This is a genomic window from Psychrobacter sp., from assembly GCF_049295055.1.
Lineage (GTDB): Bacteria > Pseudomonadota > Gammaproteobacteria > Pseudomonadales > Moraxellaceae > Psychrobacter.
On sequence record NZ_JBAQQF010000061.1, the window covers coordinates 1 to 16,074 of the forward strand.

A 16,074-nucleotide genomic window follows, 5' to 3' on the forward strand; every position below is an offset into this window, starting at 1 on the left:
CCAATCATTAGCGTTTCGCCCACGCGGCGTGTCAAAATTAACATGCGTCACACTCCTTATGTCGCATCAACAGATTATTACTCATCAGATTGCGTCTCAATTACAGGACATTACCGCTGCACAAAATAGGATGCTAATAGCGATAATGATAGTTAAATTCATTTAGCCCAAATGAAAGCCTCATTATAGGGGGCATAATAGATACTGTCACGAGTTTTCACAAAACTATCAGGTATATAGCAATCTGAGCAATAATAAAAAAAGAAAATAGGGTCTAATAAGACCCTATTTAATTGAGTACCACTAAGTTTTTAATAGCTAACCAATTACTACCAAAAATAATAAATCGCTATTTGCTTAATAAGTGCCAAAATTCGTTTGGCGTTTTTTATTACTCGTTAGCACGATTAATATTTATAATTTGAAAAGGCTAAGTTAAAAATATTAAGTTAAAATTATAACCCAGCAATTTTGCTATCACCGTCTGTACGATCAAGTCCAAAAGCGGTATGTAGAGATCTTACGGCTTTTTCTAGATACTGCTCTTGGATAAGAACAGACACCTTGATTTCGCTGGTTGATATCATTTGAATATTGATATTGTTTTCTGCTAGCGTTTGAAACATCAGACTAGCAACACCAGCGTGGGAGCGCATACCAACGCCGACTAATGAGACTTTAACGACTTCGTCATTGGCCAATATCTCTTTGGCACCAATCTCATCTTTGACTTCATTTTCTAGCACTTTCATGGTTTTTTCCATGTCAGTACGATTGACGGTAAAAGTAAAGTCGGTCATGCCGTTGGTCGATAGGTTTTGCACTATCATGTCAATTTCGATATTCGCGCGGCCAATAGGGCTGAGGATGGCAGAGGCGATACCAGGATGGTCAGGTACATCGCGTACGACGATTTTTGCTTCGTCTCGATTAAAAGCGATACCTGAGATGATTGCCTGTTCCATATTGTCTCCTTCGTCTATTGTAATTAGGGTGCCGACATTGTCTTGAAAGTCTTGGTCGAAGCTACCATCGTTGTTTTCATCAAAGCTAGATAGTACGCGCAGCGGGACGCCGTATTTGCCAGCGAATTCTACTGAGCGAATCTGTAAGATCTTAGAGCCAAGACTTGCCATCTCAAGCATTTCTTCAAAGGTAATCTTTTCAAGTTTTTTGGCTTTTGAGGTGACGCGTGGGTCAGTGGTATAGACGCCATCGACATCGGTATAGATTTGGCATTCATCAGCGCCTAAAGCCGCAGCAATCGCTACACCTGTGGTATCAGAACCGCCGCGACCTAATGTGGTTGCGTTGCCATCCTCATCGATACCTTGAAAACCTGCGACGATAACGACATTGCCAGCATCTAGCTGCGCGCGGATATTCTTATCATCGATGCTTTCGATACGCGCTTTATTATGGGCGCTATCGGTTTTGATGGCTACTTGACGACCGGTCATTGAGAGGGCACCAATGCCTAGCTCTTTAATCGCCATGGCGAGCAATGAAATAGATACCTGCTCACCGGTTGAGACCATTTGGTCATATTCGCGAGGATCGGGCTGGCTGCTGATTTGGCGTGCTAAATCAATCAAACGGTTGGTTTCGCCGCTCATGGCAGAGACGACAACGACCACTTGGTGACCATTGTCGTGCCAGCGTTTGACTCGTTTGGCGACGTTTTTGATGCGGTCGATACTGCCCATCGAGGTGCCGCCGTATTTCTGTACTATTAACGCCATAAAAATCTACCTATTATTCATCAATGGTTATCTGTTAATTAAAGACATCAATCTGTCATGCCACTATTTATAAATTCAGTATGTAAATTCAGTGCTAGATTAATTTTAATAACGATAAAGCCAAATTATAAGAACTGCGCCCTTTCTTCTACTTTCTGATGGTTTACTGTCTAATTATGCTCATAGGCTTAATATGCTGAAATAAGTTTAAGCGTTGACCTTTATAGCATATTAGCGTCATAACTTTAAGTGTCAGTAGACGTTATATACATGGCGATTGGTTATAGCCAGTATAACCAATCACGTATTTTACATAAGACAAAGCAGCATTTCACCCAGCTTAATGCTTAGCCAAGTTGGGCTGTAATCCAAGCAGGTAAGGCGGCTATAATAGATGCACTGTTAGCAGACTTGGGCGCACCGCCCTGTGCATAGTCAGGCTTACCGCCCCCTTTACCGCCAAGTTCACCTGCCAAATGACGAATAATATCACCGGCTTTGATACGATCAGTCACTGATTTGGCGACGTTTGCTGCTAGTGCCAACTGCTCATCTTTATCGCCAATCAATACAATCACGCTATCAGGCAGTTTTGACTTGATATCATCCATCAGCGTACGGATTGATTTACCATCAACGCCGTTCAAGGTACTAATAAGCACTGGTGTACCGGCGATGGTCTGTACCTCATCAAGCAAATTGGCTGCTTGGGCACTGGCAATTTTCTGCTGTAAACGCTCGAGCTGTTTCTCTAAATCACGCTGTTTATCTGCCATAGTGCGCACACGTTGCGCCACTTCAGGACGTTTAACTTTCAGCTGACTGGCAAGCTCACTAAGCTGTTGCTCACTTTGCTGGATATTTTTAACCGCATTCATGCCAGTAACGGCTTCAATACGGCGTATGCCAGCGGCGATACCTGATTCGCTAGTGATTTTTAAAACGCCAATATCACCAGTACGCTGTACATGTAGGCCGCCGCATAGCTCGATAGAGAATGGTATGCGCTGCCCATCTACAATGCTGTCTGTGCCCATAGTGAGGACGCGAACGTCACTACCGTATTTTTCACCGAACAGTGCCATCGCGCCTTGTTTCATCGCTTCATCGATAGAAATGTTTTGGATACGGGCAGGGGTATTGGCTTGGATCTGCTCATTGACCAAGCGTTCAATACGTATAATTTCAGCGGCACTGACTGGTTTGTCGTACGAGAAATCAAAACGCAAGACTTCGCTTGAAACCAATGAGCCTTTTTGCGTGACTTCGCTTCCTAATACTTCCCTTAGCGCGGCATGTAATAGATGAGTAGCAGAGTGGTTTTTGGCACTGGCTGCACGGATGCTAGAGAGTACTTGTGCATCAGCGGGTTGCTGAGCGTTAATTTCACCCATAGTCACAACGCCATAATGAATGATGGCTTGCCCAGATTTTTTGGTATCTTGAACTTCAAAGACGCCTGTCGCGGTACGGATTTCGCCCAGCTCACCAACCTGACCACCGCCTTCAGCATAAAACGGGGTACGGTCAAGCACAACCACGCCTTCCATACCCTCAGCTAAGCTGTCGGCTGGATTGCCATCTTGATACAGCGCATCAATCGTCACGCCTTCTTCTGCAAGCTGCTCATAACCGATAAACGTCGTTGGGCTTTCTACTTGGATGACACTACTATAATCGACGTCAAATTTACCAGCATCACGCGCACGCTCACGTTGCGCTTGCATATGCTCATCAAACTCTGCTTCATTAATCACAATACCGCGCTCACGAGTAATATCAGCGGTCAAATCAAGCGGGAAGCCATATGTATCATAAAGCTTAAACGCCGCCTCACCAGAGAGCACATCGCCTTCTTGTAAGCCTTCAAGCTCGCTGGCAAGTAAGCGTAAACCTTGTGCTAAGGTTTTGGCAAATTGCGTTTCTTCTTTTTGAATGGCGTTTTCGATGACACTTTGTCTGTCTTTTAGCTCAGGATAGGCAACGCCCATCTCATTAACTAAAGGCGCGACCATTTTGTAAAAGAAATCACTGTCTGCGCCAATCTTGTTACCATGACGGACGGCACGGCGGATAACACGACGTAGTACATAACCACGACCTTCGTTACTTGGCGTGACGCCGTCAGCAATTAAAAACGAAACCGCGCGGATATGATCAGCGATGACTTTTAATGACGATTGTTGCTGATTCTCAATCCCTAAGACTTCAGCTGCTGCATCCATGAGATGAACAAATAAATCTATCTCGTAGTTACCATGAACGCCTTGCATGATGGCACTGATACGCTCAAGCCCCATGCCGGTATCAACACTGGGTGCTGGTAGCGGTAACATAGTGCCGTCTTTTTGACGGTTAAACTGCATAAACACGCAGTTCCAAATCTCGATATAACGATCGCCATCTTCTTCAGGGGTACCCGGCAAACCGCCTTCGATATCTGCACCGTGGTCATAAAAGACTTCGGTACAAGGACCACAAGGACCGGTATCGCCCATGGTCCAAAAGTTATCTGAGGCGTAAGGCGCGCCTTTATTATCGCCAATACGAATGATGCGCTCGCTAGGAATGCCGATGTCTTTATGCCAAATATCAAACGCTTCGTCATCAGTCTCATAAATGGTCACATATAAGCGGCTTTTATCAATCGCCAACCACTCATTCGATGTCAAAAACTCCCAAATATAGCCAATACCTGCTTGCTTAAAGTAGTCACCGAAAGAGAAGTTACCGAGCATCTCAAAAAACGTATGATGGCGCGCCGTATAACCGACATTATCCAAATCATTATGTTTGCCGCCAGCACGCACGCACTTTTGCGAGGTCACCGCACGAGTATAATCACGTGGCTCCATGCCCAAAAAAGTTTCTTTAAATTGATTCATACCGGCATTGGTAAATAGCAATGTCGGGTCATTGTGTGGAATCAGACTAGATGAGGCGACGGGGGTATGCTGCTTGCTTATGAAAAAATCGATAAAAGCTTGACGAATATCGGCTGAGCGAAATGGCTGGCTCACAGCGGCTCCTTACTGACGGATAGTATTTAGTAGAATAAGTAAAATAATTTTGCAAGCGATTTTAGCACAAACGCACTAAGCGTGTTGAAGATTCATAAGTAAACCCACGTTAAATGCTGTTCAAATATCTGTATTGACTATGCAATTTTATTAAATAGGCGTTGCGATTAAGCTGCTGTCAAACTGTTGTCAAACAGTTATCAAATAGGCACTTTGAGGTTTTTGTAAAAGTTATCATCTGGTAATGAGTGCGTTTTCAATTGATAGTATCAATTGGTTAAAATCGTCACATCAGTCTTATCAAGCTTATCTTGAATAAGTGGATGCGATTCTATCACTTGTACTGGTATATAACGCAGCTGTAGCTTAATAGGTAAGTAATCGGGAAAATTGTCCACCATATCTTGAGTGATGATTGTTTCAATTTGGCGCACGTCATATGAGCTGGGCGTCGTCTCGCCGCGAATAACCGCACGAACGACTTGATTGCCATCTGTCCTATCAAACTGAGTGTTGGTCAACACATTACCTTTATCGCTAAAGTAACTATTAATTGTCTCTTTCACGCTGCTTTCAAATACTTGCTGCTTGGCGTTGGTCTGTAAATTGATGGTTAAATACGCTCCCAATCCACCCAATAGCAACAACGTCACCGCATTGCGCCGCAAAAAAGTCAGATACGTTTTCGATTTATAATCGTCATCGACCAAACGGCGAAAACCTAATAGCCAAAGTACTAGAGCGTTGGTAAATTGAATGGCAATAATGTTGGTGAATGCTAGTAGTAATGCACCAAGTCCAAGCTGCATCTCGCCATTAGCAAATAAAATCCCACTGGCGGCAAGAGGTGGCACTAGCGCTGTAGCAACGGCAACGCCTACCACTGCCACAGACAAATGCGGTGAAACCATCGCATAAGCACCAGCAGTACCACCGGCTAGGGCAATCATTAAGTCCATAGAAGTTGGCTGAGTACGTGACAATATTTCTAAGGTTAGTGGTTGTTCTTTATGTAACCAGCCAACTATAAAACCAACCAAAACCACCAAAGACACACCGGCAATAACGGTAAAAAGCGATTTGCGTAGCAGCGGCATGCGATGGTCAATAATCGCTAGTGCTATTCCAGTGATAGGGCCCAACATCATCGCAACTAGCATCGCTCCAATCACCACCGCTGCCGAATTGGTCACCAATCCATAGCTTGCGATGATGGCCGACAGTATGTTCATAATGAAATACATTTTACTGGGTAGTGCATTTGCCTCAATCCTAACGCGCACTTCGGGGTAGTCCACTTTCTTATTACTAAACTGTTCGGCCACAAATTGCTTATAAGACTCAAGCTTGGCTTCTTTTTTCTCTTTAACCTCTTCCTCTGGGTCTTCTTGATCGTCCTGTTGTTCTGTATGCGTTAAAGCTGCACCGCTTTCTTTATCACTGTCTTGTGCTGTATCAATCTGTTGATCACTCTTATTAATATTTTCCTGTTCGTTAGGATTTATTGTTTTTAGTTCGTTGACATCGTCTATATCGGTACTTTCTTGTGAGCTTGCTTCTATAACGACTTCAGTGTCAGTAGCTTCTTGAAAAAACGGTTCTTTTTTATTAAAAAATTCGGATTCTACATTTTCGATCGTGGGTTGAGAGTCTGGCTCATCTGTTTCTAAGGTTGCAACGACCACATCAGGGCCAAGTGCTTGCATTTTTATCTTAGCTTCAGGATTTTTTGCAGCAAGCTGTTCTTTATTCACCTCATTTTTATGCGATGCAGCATTGGCGTCTGTATCTGCATCCGTATCTAAAGTTTCAGCATTATTCTGTACAGCCGTATCCAGCTCAGTATTATCTGATAATGCATCCTGCGCTTCTTGTGTATTCAACGCGCTATCGGCCTCATTATCACCATTACTTGGTAATTTATTTAGCGGCGGTAAATCACGAGATGCATTATTAGTAAATGAGGTCATAGAAAATGGCTTTCTCAAATAGTTAAAGTTGGAGGGTAAAAGAAAATTACTATTGTAATGATATATAGATTAATAGGTATGTGTTTTTTGCGACTAAACAAAAGAGCGTTAGAAGGACGACAGACAGAGAAGATGATAATATATTTTAGAGATGGTTTTTAGGGATAGGTTTTAGGGATATTTTTGGAGAAAAAAGTACTTAATATAACTCAATAGTTATAACATGGTTATGAATGCGAATCACTTGCTATAAATGGGCTGAGCGCCTATAAGAAAACACTTACTATTTGTGTGGATTTAGTGTATAAAGTAGTTATACCCACACAATAAATAAGGAATATATTATGAACTGGCCATTATTCTCTGTCATCTATTCAATAGCCGCAACTGTCATCATCGGTGTATTCATGATTACCGCATTGGTCACAGGCTTTAATCAAATTCCGCATATCCAAATGGCAGTGGTAGCAGGCATCTTACTCTCTATACCAGCCGGATTATTTTTCACCAAAAAAGTTGGTAGTATCACAGGTAATGAGGAAGGCTATAAAGTATAATTTCGGGATAAGACGATAGTTACAATGATAATAATAAATATTGCTTAACTTAAGAACTTTGTACGTTATGAGAATCTGTCAGAAAAAAACAGTGCCCAAAAAGCACTGTTTTTTTATTGTATCTTAAGAAGAATTGGGTCTTAATAAGGATTGTTTAAGCAAGAAAGTGATTTAAATTTGGCAAAAAAAGACCTTGATTGATAATCAAGGTCTTTTTTTACTCATTATCATAAACTATTTTAGTTCAACGGTTGCACCATTTTCGATATTGGCATAAACCTCTAAAACGTCCCAATTGGTCAAACGTACACAGCCTGCAGATGCTTGGCGGCTGATACCTTCAGGCTTAGGTGAGCCATGCAGTCCATAAGAGGGTTTAGATAAGCCCATCCATACGACACCTACTGGACTATTTGGTCCTGGTGGTAGCATATGTACTTTTTTATCCGCGCCTTCACCAACTGTGGCTTTGTACCACGGCATTTTTACTTTATTAATGATTTTAAACGTGCCTTGTGGTGATGGCGTGCTGTCACTACCAATGGTCGTTGGATAGGTGGCAACCAGCTTGTCATCATTATAAGCATATAGGGTTTTATCGGCCTTATTAGCGACCACACGGTTGATACGCTGCTTGAGTGGTGCGCGCGTATTCAAGACGGTGATAGTTTCACCTACTTTATATTGCTTATTTTTATTGAGCTTATCTAAGTAACGCACATCCATATGGAAGCGCTCACCAAACAGCTCTTTGATATCCTGATAATACAAGCCTTTCATTTTCGATTTGGCTTCTGAGCCTGCAGGCGTGATGGCAAAATTAGTATTGACGTCATCTTCAGTGATCGTATAAGTCACTAATACCGGCTTATTGGCTGGGATATTTTTATTTAAAGCATCCCATGTTTTTTGATCCATTTTACCGTTCGCTGGCAAGCCTTTCATGGTCTGGAAGTTGATGAGCGCTTTTTTACTATTCATACCCCAGCCGCCATCAATAGCACCCGGAGAGGCGTGGTTCCAATCCAATAATGCCTGCATTTTAATGGTCATTGCCGAGTTAACTTTCATATTCGGTGACCATTTTGCACCGTTTACTTGCTTGGCATAATTAGATAAGTTCAGCGTAGTATGTTTTTTACCATCTACATCTTCGATACTCTTAATAGCCGTATCGTTTGAGCTATCAGACGTTGATGCGCTAGGTGCAGCGAGTGCTTGGCCTTCACTAATATCGTCAGTACTATCAGATTGCTCATCTTTACGAGACAGCTCTTCTACGCTCATGTTGTCAGCGCTGACCGCTGGTAGCACCGTATTTGCTTCGGCTTCCTGCTTTTCGTCAATCAGCTGAGTCATACGGTCAGCTGGTTTGGCTTTATCAGCATTTGGCTTAACGCTAGTACGAGAATCAATTGAGCTACTGCGGTTTTCTTGTACATTAAGGCTGACTTTCTTAGCGATACTAGGAAGTGAGTCAGCCGACCGTACAGGCAAGGTACGTGTATTATCAGTGGGAGCGGCAAACGTGCTAACACTGGCACTAACAACAGCGATAGATATAGCGGTAATAAGAGGCTTTATTTTCATAATTTTGAACACTTGTGGTGGCTGCTAATGGAGCTATTATGCGCATAATTCAGACGCTTCGCAAACTTTTGACACATATTTTTTCGTTTAAGACTTGCTAAACGTCAACGGTTGACGTATTCACTACAGTTGGGAAATAATTTAGTCATGCTAAAGCAATCTTTGCAGCATTTTTATAAGCGGTTTTATTCATATTGATTATTATTTGCTTGCTCGATAGCGACGCTGCTTTTTTTGAAGTAAAAAAGACAGTCATTGGCGCATCATCCTGTTTGCGTCTATAATGTGGGGCAAGATGCTTATTTAATAAATCAGCTGTTAATTGAAAGCCATTTAACCCATCCGCATGTAGTCAGTAAGCATGTAATCAGCAAGGTGCGATATGTCAGAAGACCAAACAATGAGCGCAGAAGAGTTTCAAAATCAATACTTTGGTGATAATGAATCACAAGGTATAGACAGTGATATGGAGTACGATTTAGAGACCGGACTGCTAGGTGAGGACGATGAGTTTTCTACCTTGCGTGCTGAGCTTGAAGAGGCACGTGAGCAACTGTTCACTATCCGCGACTTTATTCGTTTTTCAGTGACTCAGTTACGCAACTATGATGTAGTTGTCGCTCAAGGAACCACCGATGAATTCGCTGAAGCGGCGGCTATTGTACTGCATTCGCTGTCTTTAGATTGGTCAGCCAATGATCAGATTCTTGACTGTCGCCTGACTAACTCAGAGAAGCAGCTGGTATTGAGCTTATTAGAAGAGCGTATTGCTGAGCGTAAACCTTTAAGCTATTTAATTAATTTATCTTATTTCTGCGACTTGCCTCTTTATGTCGATGAGCGCGTCTTGATTCCACGCTCGCCCATCGCTGAGCTGATTCGTCAGCAGTTTCATCCGTATTTTGATGTGACTGAATTGGCAAAGCCGCTTGGGGTTAGTGTCAATAATCAAGCAGCTACTTTTTATGATCACGGTTTAGAAATTAAGCAATTGTCACAGCCTGAGCGTATTCTAGATTTATGCACGGGTTCAGGATGTATTGCCATTGCACTTGCAACCCGTTTCGTGGATGCTTTGGTCGATGCGGTTGATATTGATAAAGGGGCGCTTGAAGTGGCGATGGTCAACGTCGATCATCATGACCTTGGTCATCAAGTAAATGTGATTGAGTCCGACTTGTTTGCTAAGATTCCTGCTGAACATCAATACGAGCTGATTGTGACCAATCCTCCGTATGTCGATGCCGCTATCATGGCAGACTTGCCACCTGAGTTCTTGTACGAGCCTGAGCATGCACTAGCCGCTGGTCAAGATGGTCTGGACTTGGTACATCGCATTCTTTTTGAAGCGCCAGACTATCTGAGCCCTGAAGGTTTACTTGTTTGCGAAGTGGGTGACAGCGAGTGGGCGTTAAATCAGGCCTATCCTGACATTCAGTTTGATTGGTTAAAGTTCGCTCATGGCGGTCACGGTGTTTTTGCAATTACCTACGATGAGCTCATGGCATATCGTCAGATGTTCGCCGCTTATGTGCAGCTGTTAGATAGTAATCACTAGTGCTATAACAATAAGTAATATTACTAAAACTAGGCTTTACTTGTTTAAGGATAAATATGGCAGGCAATAGTATTGGACAGGTATTTACTGTCACTACATGTGGTGAGTCGCATGGTGCAGGTTTGTTGGCAATCGTCGATGGCGTGCCACCAGGTTTAGCCTTAACTGAAGCTGACTTGCAAATAGATTTAGATCGCCGTAAACCAGGTACTTCTAAATACTCGACCCAGCGCCGCGAATCTGATGAAGTTGAGATTATCTCTGGCGTCTTTGAAGGTAAAACAACGGGTACGTCTATTGGTCTGCTGATTCGCAATACCAATCAAAAATCGAAAGACTATGGCGAAATCAAAGATACCTTTCGCCCTGGTCATGCTGACTATACCTATAGCATGAAGTATGGCTTTCGCGACTATCGTGGTGGTGGTCGCTCATCAGCACGTGAGACGGCTATGCGGGTCGCCGCTGGTGCTATTGCCAAGAAGTTTTTGCAAGATCGCTTGGGTGTGCAAATCAATGGTCACGTCACCCAAATTGGCAATGAATACAGCAAGGTATTAGAGCCTAATCAGATTGATTGGGACTTTGTGAATAGCAATCCGTTCTTTTGTGCGGATAAAGAGGCAATTGGTCGCTTTGAGACTTTGATAGACAATCTGCGCCGTGAAGGTACGAGTTGCGGGGCGCGTCTTGAGATTATTGCAAGCGGTGTGCCAGTTGGACTTGGTGAGCCGGTATTTGATCGCTTAGACGCAGATATTGCTCATGCAATGATGAGCATCAATGCCGTCAAAGGCGTTGAGGTTGGTGATGGTATGGCGGTGGCTGGGCAGTTCGGTCATAGCTCTCGTGATGAGCTGACACCAGACGGTTTTACTGCCAATCATGCCGGCGGTATATTGGGCGGCATCTCGTCAGGGCAAGATATCCGTGTCAGTATTGCACTTAAGCCGACGTCTAGTATAACGACTGCTGGCAAGAGTATTAATAATCAAGGCGAAGCAGTCGATATGTTGACCAAAGGTCGCCATGACCCTTGTGTGGGTGTACGTGCCACGCCTATAGCAGAAGCCATGCTAGCGATTGTATTACTGGATCACTATCTGCGCCATCGTGGTCAAAATGCTGATGTTAAGCAGCCAGTAGCATCGATTACCTAGATTGCTTACCGTAAAAATCTAAGCCCTTTATCGCTTCTAATTAAATATTATTAGAAGCGATAAAGGACTTTTTTATGGCTAGTTTTTATGGATAATTAAAAGCCTAGTAGCCTAATTTATAAGATTTAATCAGTAAATTGAATAAATGCTTAAGCAGCTATTTCATAGTAGTCAAAAGCAATACATTGCTGATGGCGAAATACCAATAGCAATTGCTGACTGGGAATGGCTAGCCAATGACCAAACTTAATATTATCGATGCCTTGATTCGATAAGATTTGTGCGCAATGATGACGGTTATGACCTAGCAAGCTCTTAATTAAATCAGTGTCAGTGAGTGTTTGTTGCATATTTCTCTATCCTTAATTTTGATTACGAATGTGAATAACGCTATCGTAAAATAAAGAGATAGAAAATATGTGTAGGAATGATGGAGATTTAATGAATTGTCATTAATAATCTAGTTTTTAATGGTTAAAAAGACTTTCATTGCATTAGGCGAGGAGTTATTTTACCCTGATTTTTTATTCTTTAGCCAAAGGTAGAGTGATACTGACCATCACGCCGGAGCGCTGATTTGTAGTAGAGGCAATTTCATCACTACTGTCATCACTATTAGCGCCAACATTGCTAATAGCCACATGACCTCCATGATGTTCGATCACTTGCTTGACTAAAGTTAAACCAAGTCCAGTGCCTTTTTTGAGTGTACTACTAGAGATGCTAGGCTGATCTTGCTTAGTGTTTGGTATTGAGTTCATATTTGATGAATGAGACGAATGATAAGTAGGCTGGCTTTGATGCGATAAGCTAAAGTAACGGTCAAACGCTTTATCAACGGCATAGTCAGGTAGTAATTTACCATTATTAAAGATATCAATGGTCACGGTTTGCGCGGTGCTATGCATATAAATAATGACTGCGCTTTCGGCAAAATGAATGGCATTATCTAACACATTCTGTAGTACTTGTACCAACCAAAATTGGTCAGCAAAAACACTAGTATTTGCTAACATGTTTGGTGATAAAGTTGTTTTTTTAGTAAAACATATATGATCAATATAGATTTCAATAGGTAACAAATGCTGCTGTTGCAACTTAGCGATATTGTCTTTTGCAAGGGTCTGTAATAGTGGCAATAGAGGTGTCAGCTGTCGATTTAGCTTAAAAGTCGGTTGTTCAATCTTGGCAAGTAATAGCAGCCGATCAATTAATTGCTGCATTTTGATGCTTTGTTCACCAATAGTTTGGATAAGCATTTGCCGATCTGCACTATCAAGTGTACTGCTATCAAGCCCGTTACTATCAGGGCTACTGCTATTAAGCCCATTACTATCGAATCCGCTATTATTAAACCCGTCGTCTTCTAATAGTTCACTGCTGGCGCGAATCGCAGTTAACGGACTTTTGAGCTCATGGGTGAGGGTATGGACATAGTCGGTGACATAAGCTCTATTTTCCAAGCGATGTTTCATGGTCTCGATTGTATCTGTTAGGCTATTGAGCTCATGACCTAAGTAAAAGTAAGGCTTTTTGGTATCTTCTGCCAGCACACTGGTATATTGGGTCACTAAAGTGATACTTTGCTTAAGCCACCATGCCACCAGTCCTGCTAGAATAAGGGCAGCGATGCTCATGATCATCGCTGTAATAAGCATGCGATTGCGCGTATTATCTAAATAAGGTAGCACGCTAGCGACAGGCTTACCGACGCTGACGACACCAATCAGATTGCCAGCATCATCTTTTATTGGCTGTGCTACATACATTATTGAGCTATCGCGCTTGCTATTATTATCTGCGCTACTTCTCGCGCCATACTGACCTTTTAAGGTCAAATATACATCGTTCCAGTGACTATAGTCTTGCCCTTCATCATTGTCAGGCTCGGGTAGGGAGTCGTATATGATCATACCTGTATTATCTGTCACGTATATCCGAAAGCTGCTGTAGCTTTTGTTTTTATATTCTGGCTCTATTGGGTTACTCATCACTGACGTACCAATAGACGTACCAATAAATGCCGCATCAAGTTTTGCCTGATAATCTTTATCGTATAACTGGCCTGAAGATAACGGTAATTGCAAACTTGCTGCGAGTAACTTACTGGTATCTAATAACGTATCTTCGATGACTTGCTGGGCTGTGGGTTTGATATAGCCAAACAGCTGAGTAAACACAATCACACCGCAAAAGATCAGTACTAACACAACGGCTAACCAAATCCTAAAAAATATACTCAAGTTTAGTAGTCGTTTCGGCTCGGTCGTTTGCTGCGTGATACCAATGGGATGCAGTTTTGCATACCAGTTGCTTTGGTTAGTATGAGCGCTGTTATTAGTGTGATTAGTAGTGTTACTAGCGCTACTAACATTATCATGAGCTTTATGATTCATATTTTTATAAGTGCTATTTGATGTTATAGAATGCCAATTCATAGCAAAGTATGGCTAAGTGCAATACAGCTAAGCGGGGCATAAAGCATACCCTAAACCACGATGTGTATGGATGACATCAATGCTAGAGTCGACAGTCGCCAGCTGTTTACGAATCGACTTGATATGGCTGTCTATGGTTCGCGCTAAGCGGTGATCTGGATAATCACTCACTGCGTTTAACAGCTGTTCTCGACTGAATACTTGATTAGGGGCTTTTAACAAGGTTAATAAAATCTTACGCTCTGTGTTGCTCAGCTCAAGCTTTTGCTCTTGCCACATTAAGGAGTAATTGAGCGGTTGGTAATGCCAAACACCAGATTGACATTCAAACGTTAAGGCTTGCCCTGACATGTTATTCGAAGGGGTGTTTTTGACTGTATGATCTGTTGCTATTGTATGAGTAGCTGACTGCTGAGAAAGTAGCTGCTCACGCCGCCAAATGGCTTTCAGACGTGCTACTAACTCTCGCGGGCTAAAAGGTTTAGCACAATAGTCGTCACCGCCCATCTCTAAACCTAAGATACGATCGACCTCGTCACTACGGGCAGTCAAAAACACAATAGGAATATCTTTTAAAGCATCGATATCCGTTGTATGACGTATTTGTTGGCAGAGGCTGAGACCATCACCATCCGGTAACCCAACATCTAAAATAATAGCCGATAGATCTTGTGCCTCATCACTATGTAACATCGGTAGCACACTACTTGCATTGTCTAGCCAGGTAATATTCCAGCCTTCACGTTTACAGGTGACTTTTAGCGACATCGCGATAGCAGGATCATCTTCTACCAATAAAATATGCGTCATAAGCTCTACATCACTATATAAAAAATGGTTTAAGATAAATTATTTATTAACGCTCATCTATAGGTGAGTATTAAAAATAATAGTAGGGCGTCATACAATATCTAGAGAGTTGCATATAAGTACATCAAATCATCGTAGCACAAAAGCAGTTCTATCCTTTGCTATCAGCTCCTAAAAGCTGTGAAAAGTTGATGGAAATTAGGGTTGTTAGTAAATAACTTTTTGACTAGCGATTTTGATTAAAGGCTGTAGAATAATCAGCGTTATTATAAAAAATAGTGAAATATACAGCGAATAGCAGTTTTATTAACAATAAGTTTTTTATATCTATAATTTTTATTGAAAGGAACCTAAAACATGAGTAACTATTTAGATGCTGTCATCGTGGAGCATAACCCATCACAAAAACAGATAGATAGAGCAGTGATCTGGCTTCATGGCTTGGGAGCAAGTGGTCATGACTTTGAGCCAGTGGTTCCACAGTTAGGATTAGCGGATGATATGGCCGTGCGTTTTATTTTTCCGCATGCGCCTAATCGTCCAGTGACCATAAATGGTGGCATGGTAATGCCCGCATGGTATGACATCTTAGAGATGAGCTTAGAGCGCAAAATCGATGTCGCTCAGATTGAAGAGTCGTCGCAGCAAATATATGATTTGATTCGTCGTGAGATAGATCGCGGTGTGTCACCAGAGTATATCGTTATTGCTGGGTTTTCACAGGGCGGGGCAGTCGCTTATCATGTTGCATTAGGATATCCAGAGCGCTTGGCTGGCTTGATGGCACTCTCTACCTATTTAGCGACTAACGACAATATTAGCTACAGTACGGCTAATAAAGATATGCCGATTTTGATTGAGCACGGTACTCACGACCCTGTTGTCCCTGTGATCTTAGGTGAGCAGGCGCAGCAGCTATTATCCGCTAAAGGCTATAATGTTGCTTATCATACTTATCCGATGGCGCATCAAGTATGCATGCCGCAGATTCAAAATATCGGTAAATGGCTAAATAATGTCTTGGCTTAGATGATTGAGCTGTAACATAATGTAATGTGGACTTTTAATAGGTTGCAAGCAAACGTATAAGTGCTATATAATCATCGACCTTATTGGGGATGTTCTGGCTTCGACGCTGGTGATGAAACTCAATGATGCATGTCGAGAGTATATGTCCTCTCGTTAATCAAACATATATTGTTATAGTCGCAAACGACGAAAATTACGCT

The 16,074-nt window shown here is 42.2% G+C and carries 11 protein-coding genes and 1 other RNA gene; 5 read left to right on the forward strand and 7 right to left on the reverse strand.

Going from position 1 to position 16,074, the window contains the following annotated elements:
* Positions 1-455 precede the first annotated feature (455 nt).
* The 3 genes from WAZ74_RS09230 to WAZ74_RS09240 form a co-directional block, all read right to left on the reverse strand.
* Complete coding sequence (locus WAZ74_RS09230; RefSeq protein ID WP_422308009.1) at positions 456-1,742, reverse strand: aspartate kinase; 1,287 nt, start codon at positions 1,740-1,742, stop codon at positions 456-458.
* A gap of 347 nt (positions 1,743-2,089) precedes the next feature.
* On the reverse strand, positions 2,090-4,762 hold the full coding sequence (alaS, locus tag WAZ74_RS09235; protein WP_422308010.1) for an alanine--tRNA ligase: 2,673 nt from the start codon (positions 4,760-4,762) through the stop codon (positions 2,090-2,092).
* Between the two features lie 269 nt (positions 4,763-5,031).
* Complete coding sequence (locus tag WAZ74_RS09240) at positions 5,032-6,732, reverse strand: TIGR00341 family protein (protein ID WP_422308011.1); 1,701 nt, start codon at positions 6,730-6,732, stop codon at positions 5,032-5,034.
* Between the two features lie 344 nt (positions 6,733-7,076).
* Here WAZ74_RS09240 and WAZ74_RS09245 point away from each other — a divergent pair, with 344 nt between their 5' ends.
* Positions 7,077-7,289 carry a hypothetical protein gene (locus tag WAZ74_RS09245; RefSeq protein ID WP_422308012.1) on the forward strand — a complete coding sequence of 71 codons (213 nt, stop codon included), beginning with the start codon at positions 7,077-7,079 and terminating at the stop codon, positions 7,287-7,289.
* 234 nt (positions 7,290-7,523) lie between these two features.
* Here the strand turns inward: WAZ74_RS09245 and WAZ74_RS09250 are convergent, their stop codons facing one another.
* A complete protein-coding gene (locus WAZ74_RS09250; protein ID WP_422308013.1) occupies positions 7,524-8,879 on the reverse strand; it encodes a L,D-transpeptidase family protein in 1,356 nt (451 codons plus the stop codon).
* A gap of 382 nt (positions 8,880-9,261) precedes the next feature.
* Here WAZ74_RS09250 and prmB point away from each other — a divergent pair, with 382 nt between their 5' ends.
* Positions 9,262-10,437 (forward strand): 50S ribosomal protein L3 N(5)-glutamine methyltransferase, encoded by a 1,176-nt coding sequence (gene prmB / locus WAZ74_RS09255; protein ID WP_422308014.1) that lies wholly within the window; start codon positions 9,262-9,264, stop codon positions 10,435-10,437.
* 56 nt (positions 10,438-10,493) lie between these two features.
* Positions 10,494-11,597, forward strand: coding sequence for a chorismate synthase (aroC, locus tag WAZ74_RS09260; RefSeq protein ID WP_422308015.1), 1,104 nt, complete (start codon positions 10,494-10,496; stop codon positions 11,595-11,597).
* 149 nt (positions 11,598-11,746) lie between these two features.
* On the opposite strand, the gene WAZ74_RS09265 is transcribed toward aroC, so the two are convergent.
* The 3 genes from WAZ74_RS09265 to WAZ74_RS09275 form a co-directional block, all read right to left on the reverse strand.
* Entirely contained in the window at positions 11,747-11,947 is a 201-nt protein-coding gene (locus tag WAZ74_RS09265) for a hypothetical protein (RefSeq protein WP_422308016.1), read from the reverse strand.
* Between the two features lie 174 nt (positions 11,948-12,121).
* Positions 12,122-13,993 carry an ATP-binding protein gene (locus WAZ74_RS09270; protein WP_422308017.1) on the reverse strand — a complete coding sequence of 624 codons (1,872 nt, stop codon included), beginning with the start codon at positions 13,991-13,993 and terminating at the stop codon, positions 12,122-12,124.
* Between the two features lie 69 nt (positions 13,994-14,062).
* Complete coding sequence (locus WAZ74_RS09275) at positions 14,063-14,845, reverse strand: response regulator (protein WP_422308018.1); 783 nt, start codon at positions 14,843-14,845, stop codon at positions 14,063-14,065.
* 357 nt (positions 14,846-15,202) lie between these two features.
* On the opposite strand from WAZ74_RS09275, the gene WAZ74_RS09280 reads away from it, so the two are divergent.
* Positions 15,203-15,874: an alpha/beta hydrolase gene (locus WAZ74_RS09280; RefSeq protein ID WP_422308019.1), complete on the forward strand. Its 672-nt coding sequence runs from the start codon at positions 15,203-15,205 to the stop codon at positions 15,872-15,874.
* Positions 15,875-15,959: 85 nt separating this feature from the next.
* Positions 15,960-16,074: a transfer-messenger RNA gene (gene ssrA / locus WAZ74_RS09285) on the forward strand; the annotation flags it as partial.

Excerpts from the sequence above, each read along its gene's own strand:
- WAZ74_RS09265 (WP_422308016.1), bottom strand. The coding sequence starts at position 11,947 with ATGCAACAAACACTCACTGACACTGATTTAATTAAGAGCTTGCTAGGT.
- WAZ74_RS09280 (WP_422308019.1), top strand. The coding sequence starts at position 15,203 with ATGAGTAACTATTTAGATGCTGTCATCGTGGAGCATAACCCATCACAA.
- WAZ74_RS09270 (WP_422308017.1), bottom strand. The coding sequence starts at position 13,993 with ATGAATCATAAAGCTCATGATAATGTTAGTAGCGCTAGTAACACTACT.
- prmB (WP_422308014.1), top strand. The coding sequence starts at position 9,262 with ATGTCAGAAGACCAAACAATGAGCGCAGAAGAGTTTCAAAATCAATAC.
- WAZ74_RS09245 (WP_422308012.1), top strand. The coding sequence starts at position 7,077 with ATGAACTGGCCATTATTCTCTGTCATCTATTCAATAGCCGCAACTGTC.
- aroC (WP_422308015.1), top strand. The coding sequence starts at position 10,494 with ATGGCAGGCAATAGTATTGGACAGGTATTTACTGTCACTACATGTGGT.
- WAZ74_RS09275 (WP_422308018.1), bottom strand. The coding sequence starts at position 14,845 with ATGACGCATATTTTATTGGTAGAAGATGATCCTGCTATCGCGATGTCG.
- WAZ74_RS09250 (WP_422308013.1), bottom strand. The coding sequence starts at position 8,879 with ATGAAAATAAAGCCTCTTATTACCGCTATATCTATCGCTGTTGTTAGT.
- WAZ74_RS09240 (WP_422308011.1), bottom strand. The coding sequence starts at position 6,732 with ATGACCTCATTTACTAATAATGCATCTCGTGATTTACCGCCGCTAAAT.
- WAZ74_RS09230 (WP_422308009.1), bottom strand. The coding sequence starts at position 1,742 with ATGGCGTTAATAGTACAGAAATACGGCGGCACCTCGATGGGCAGTATC.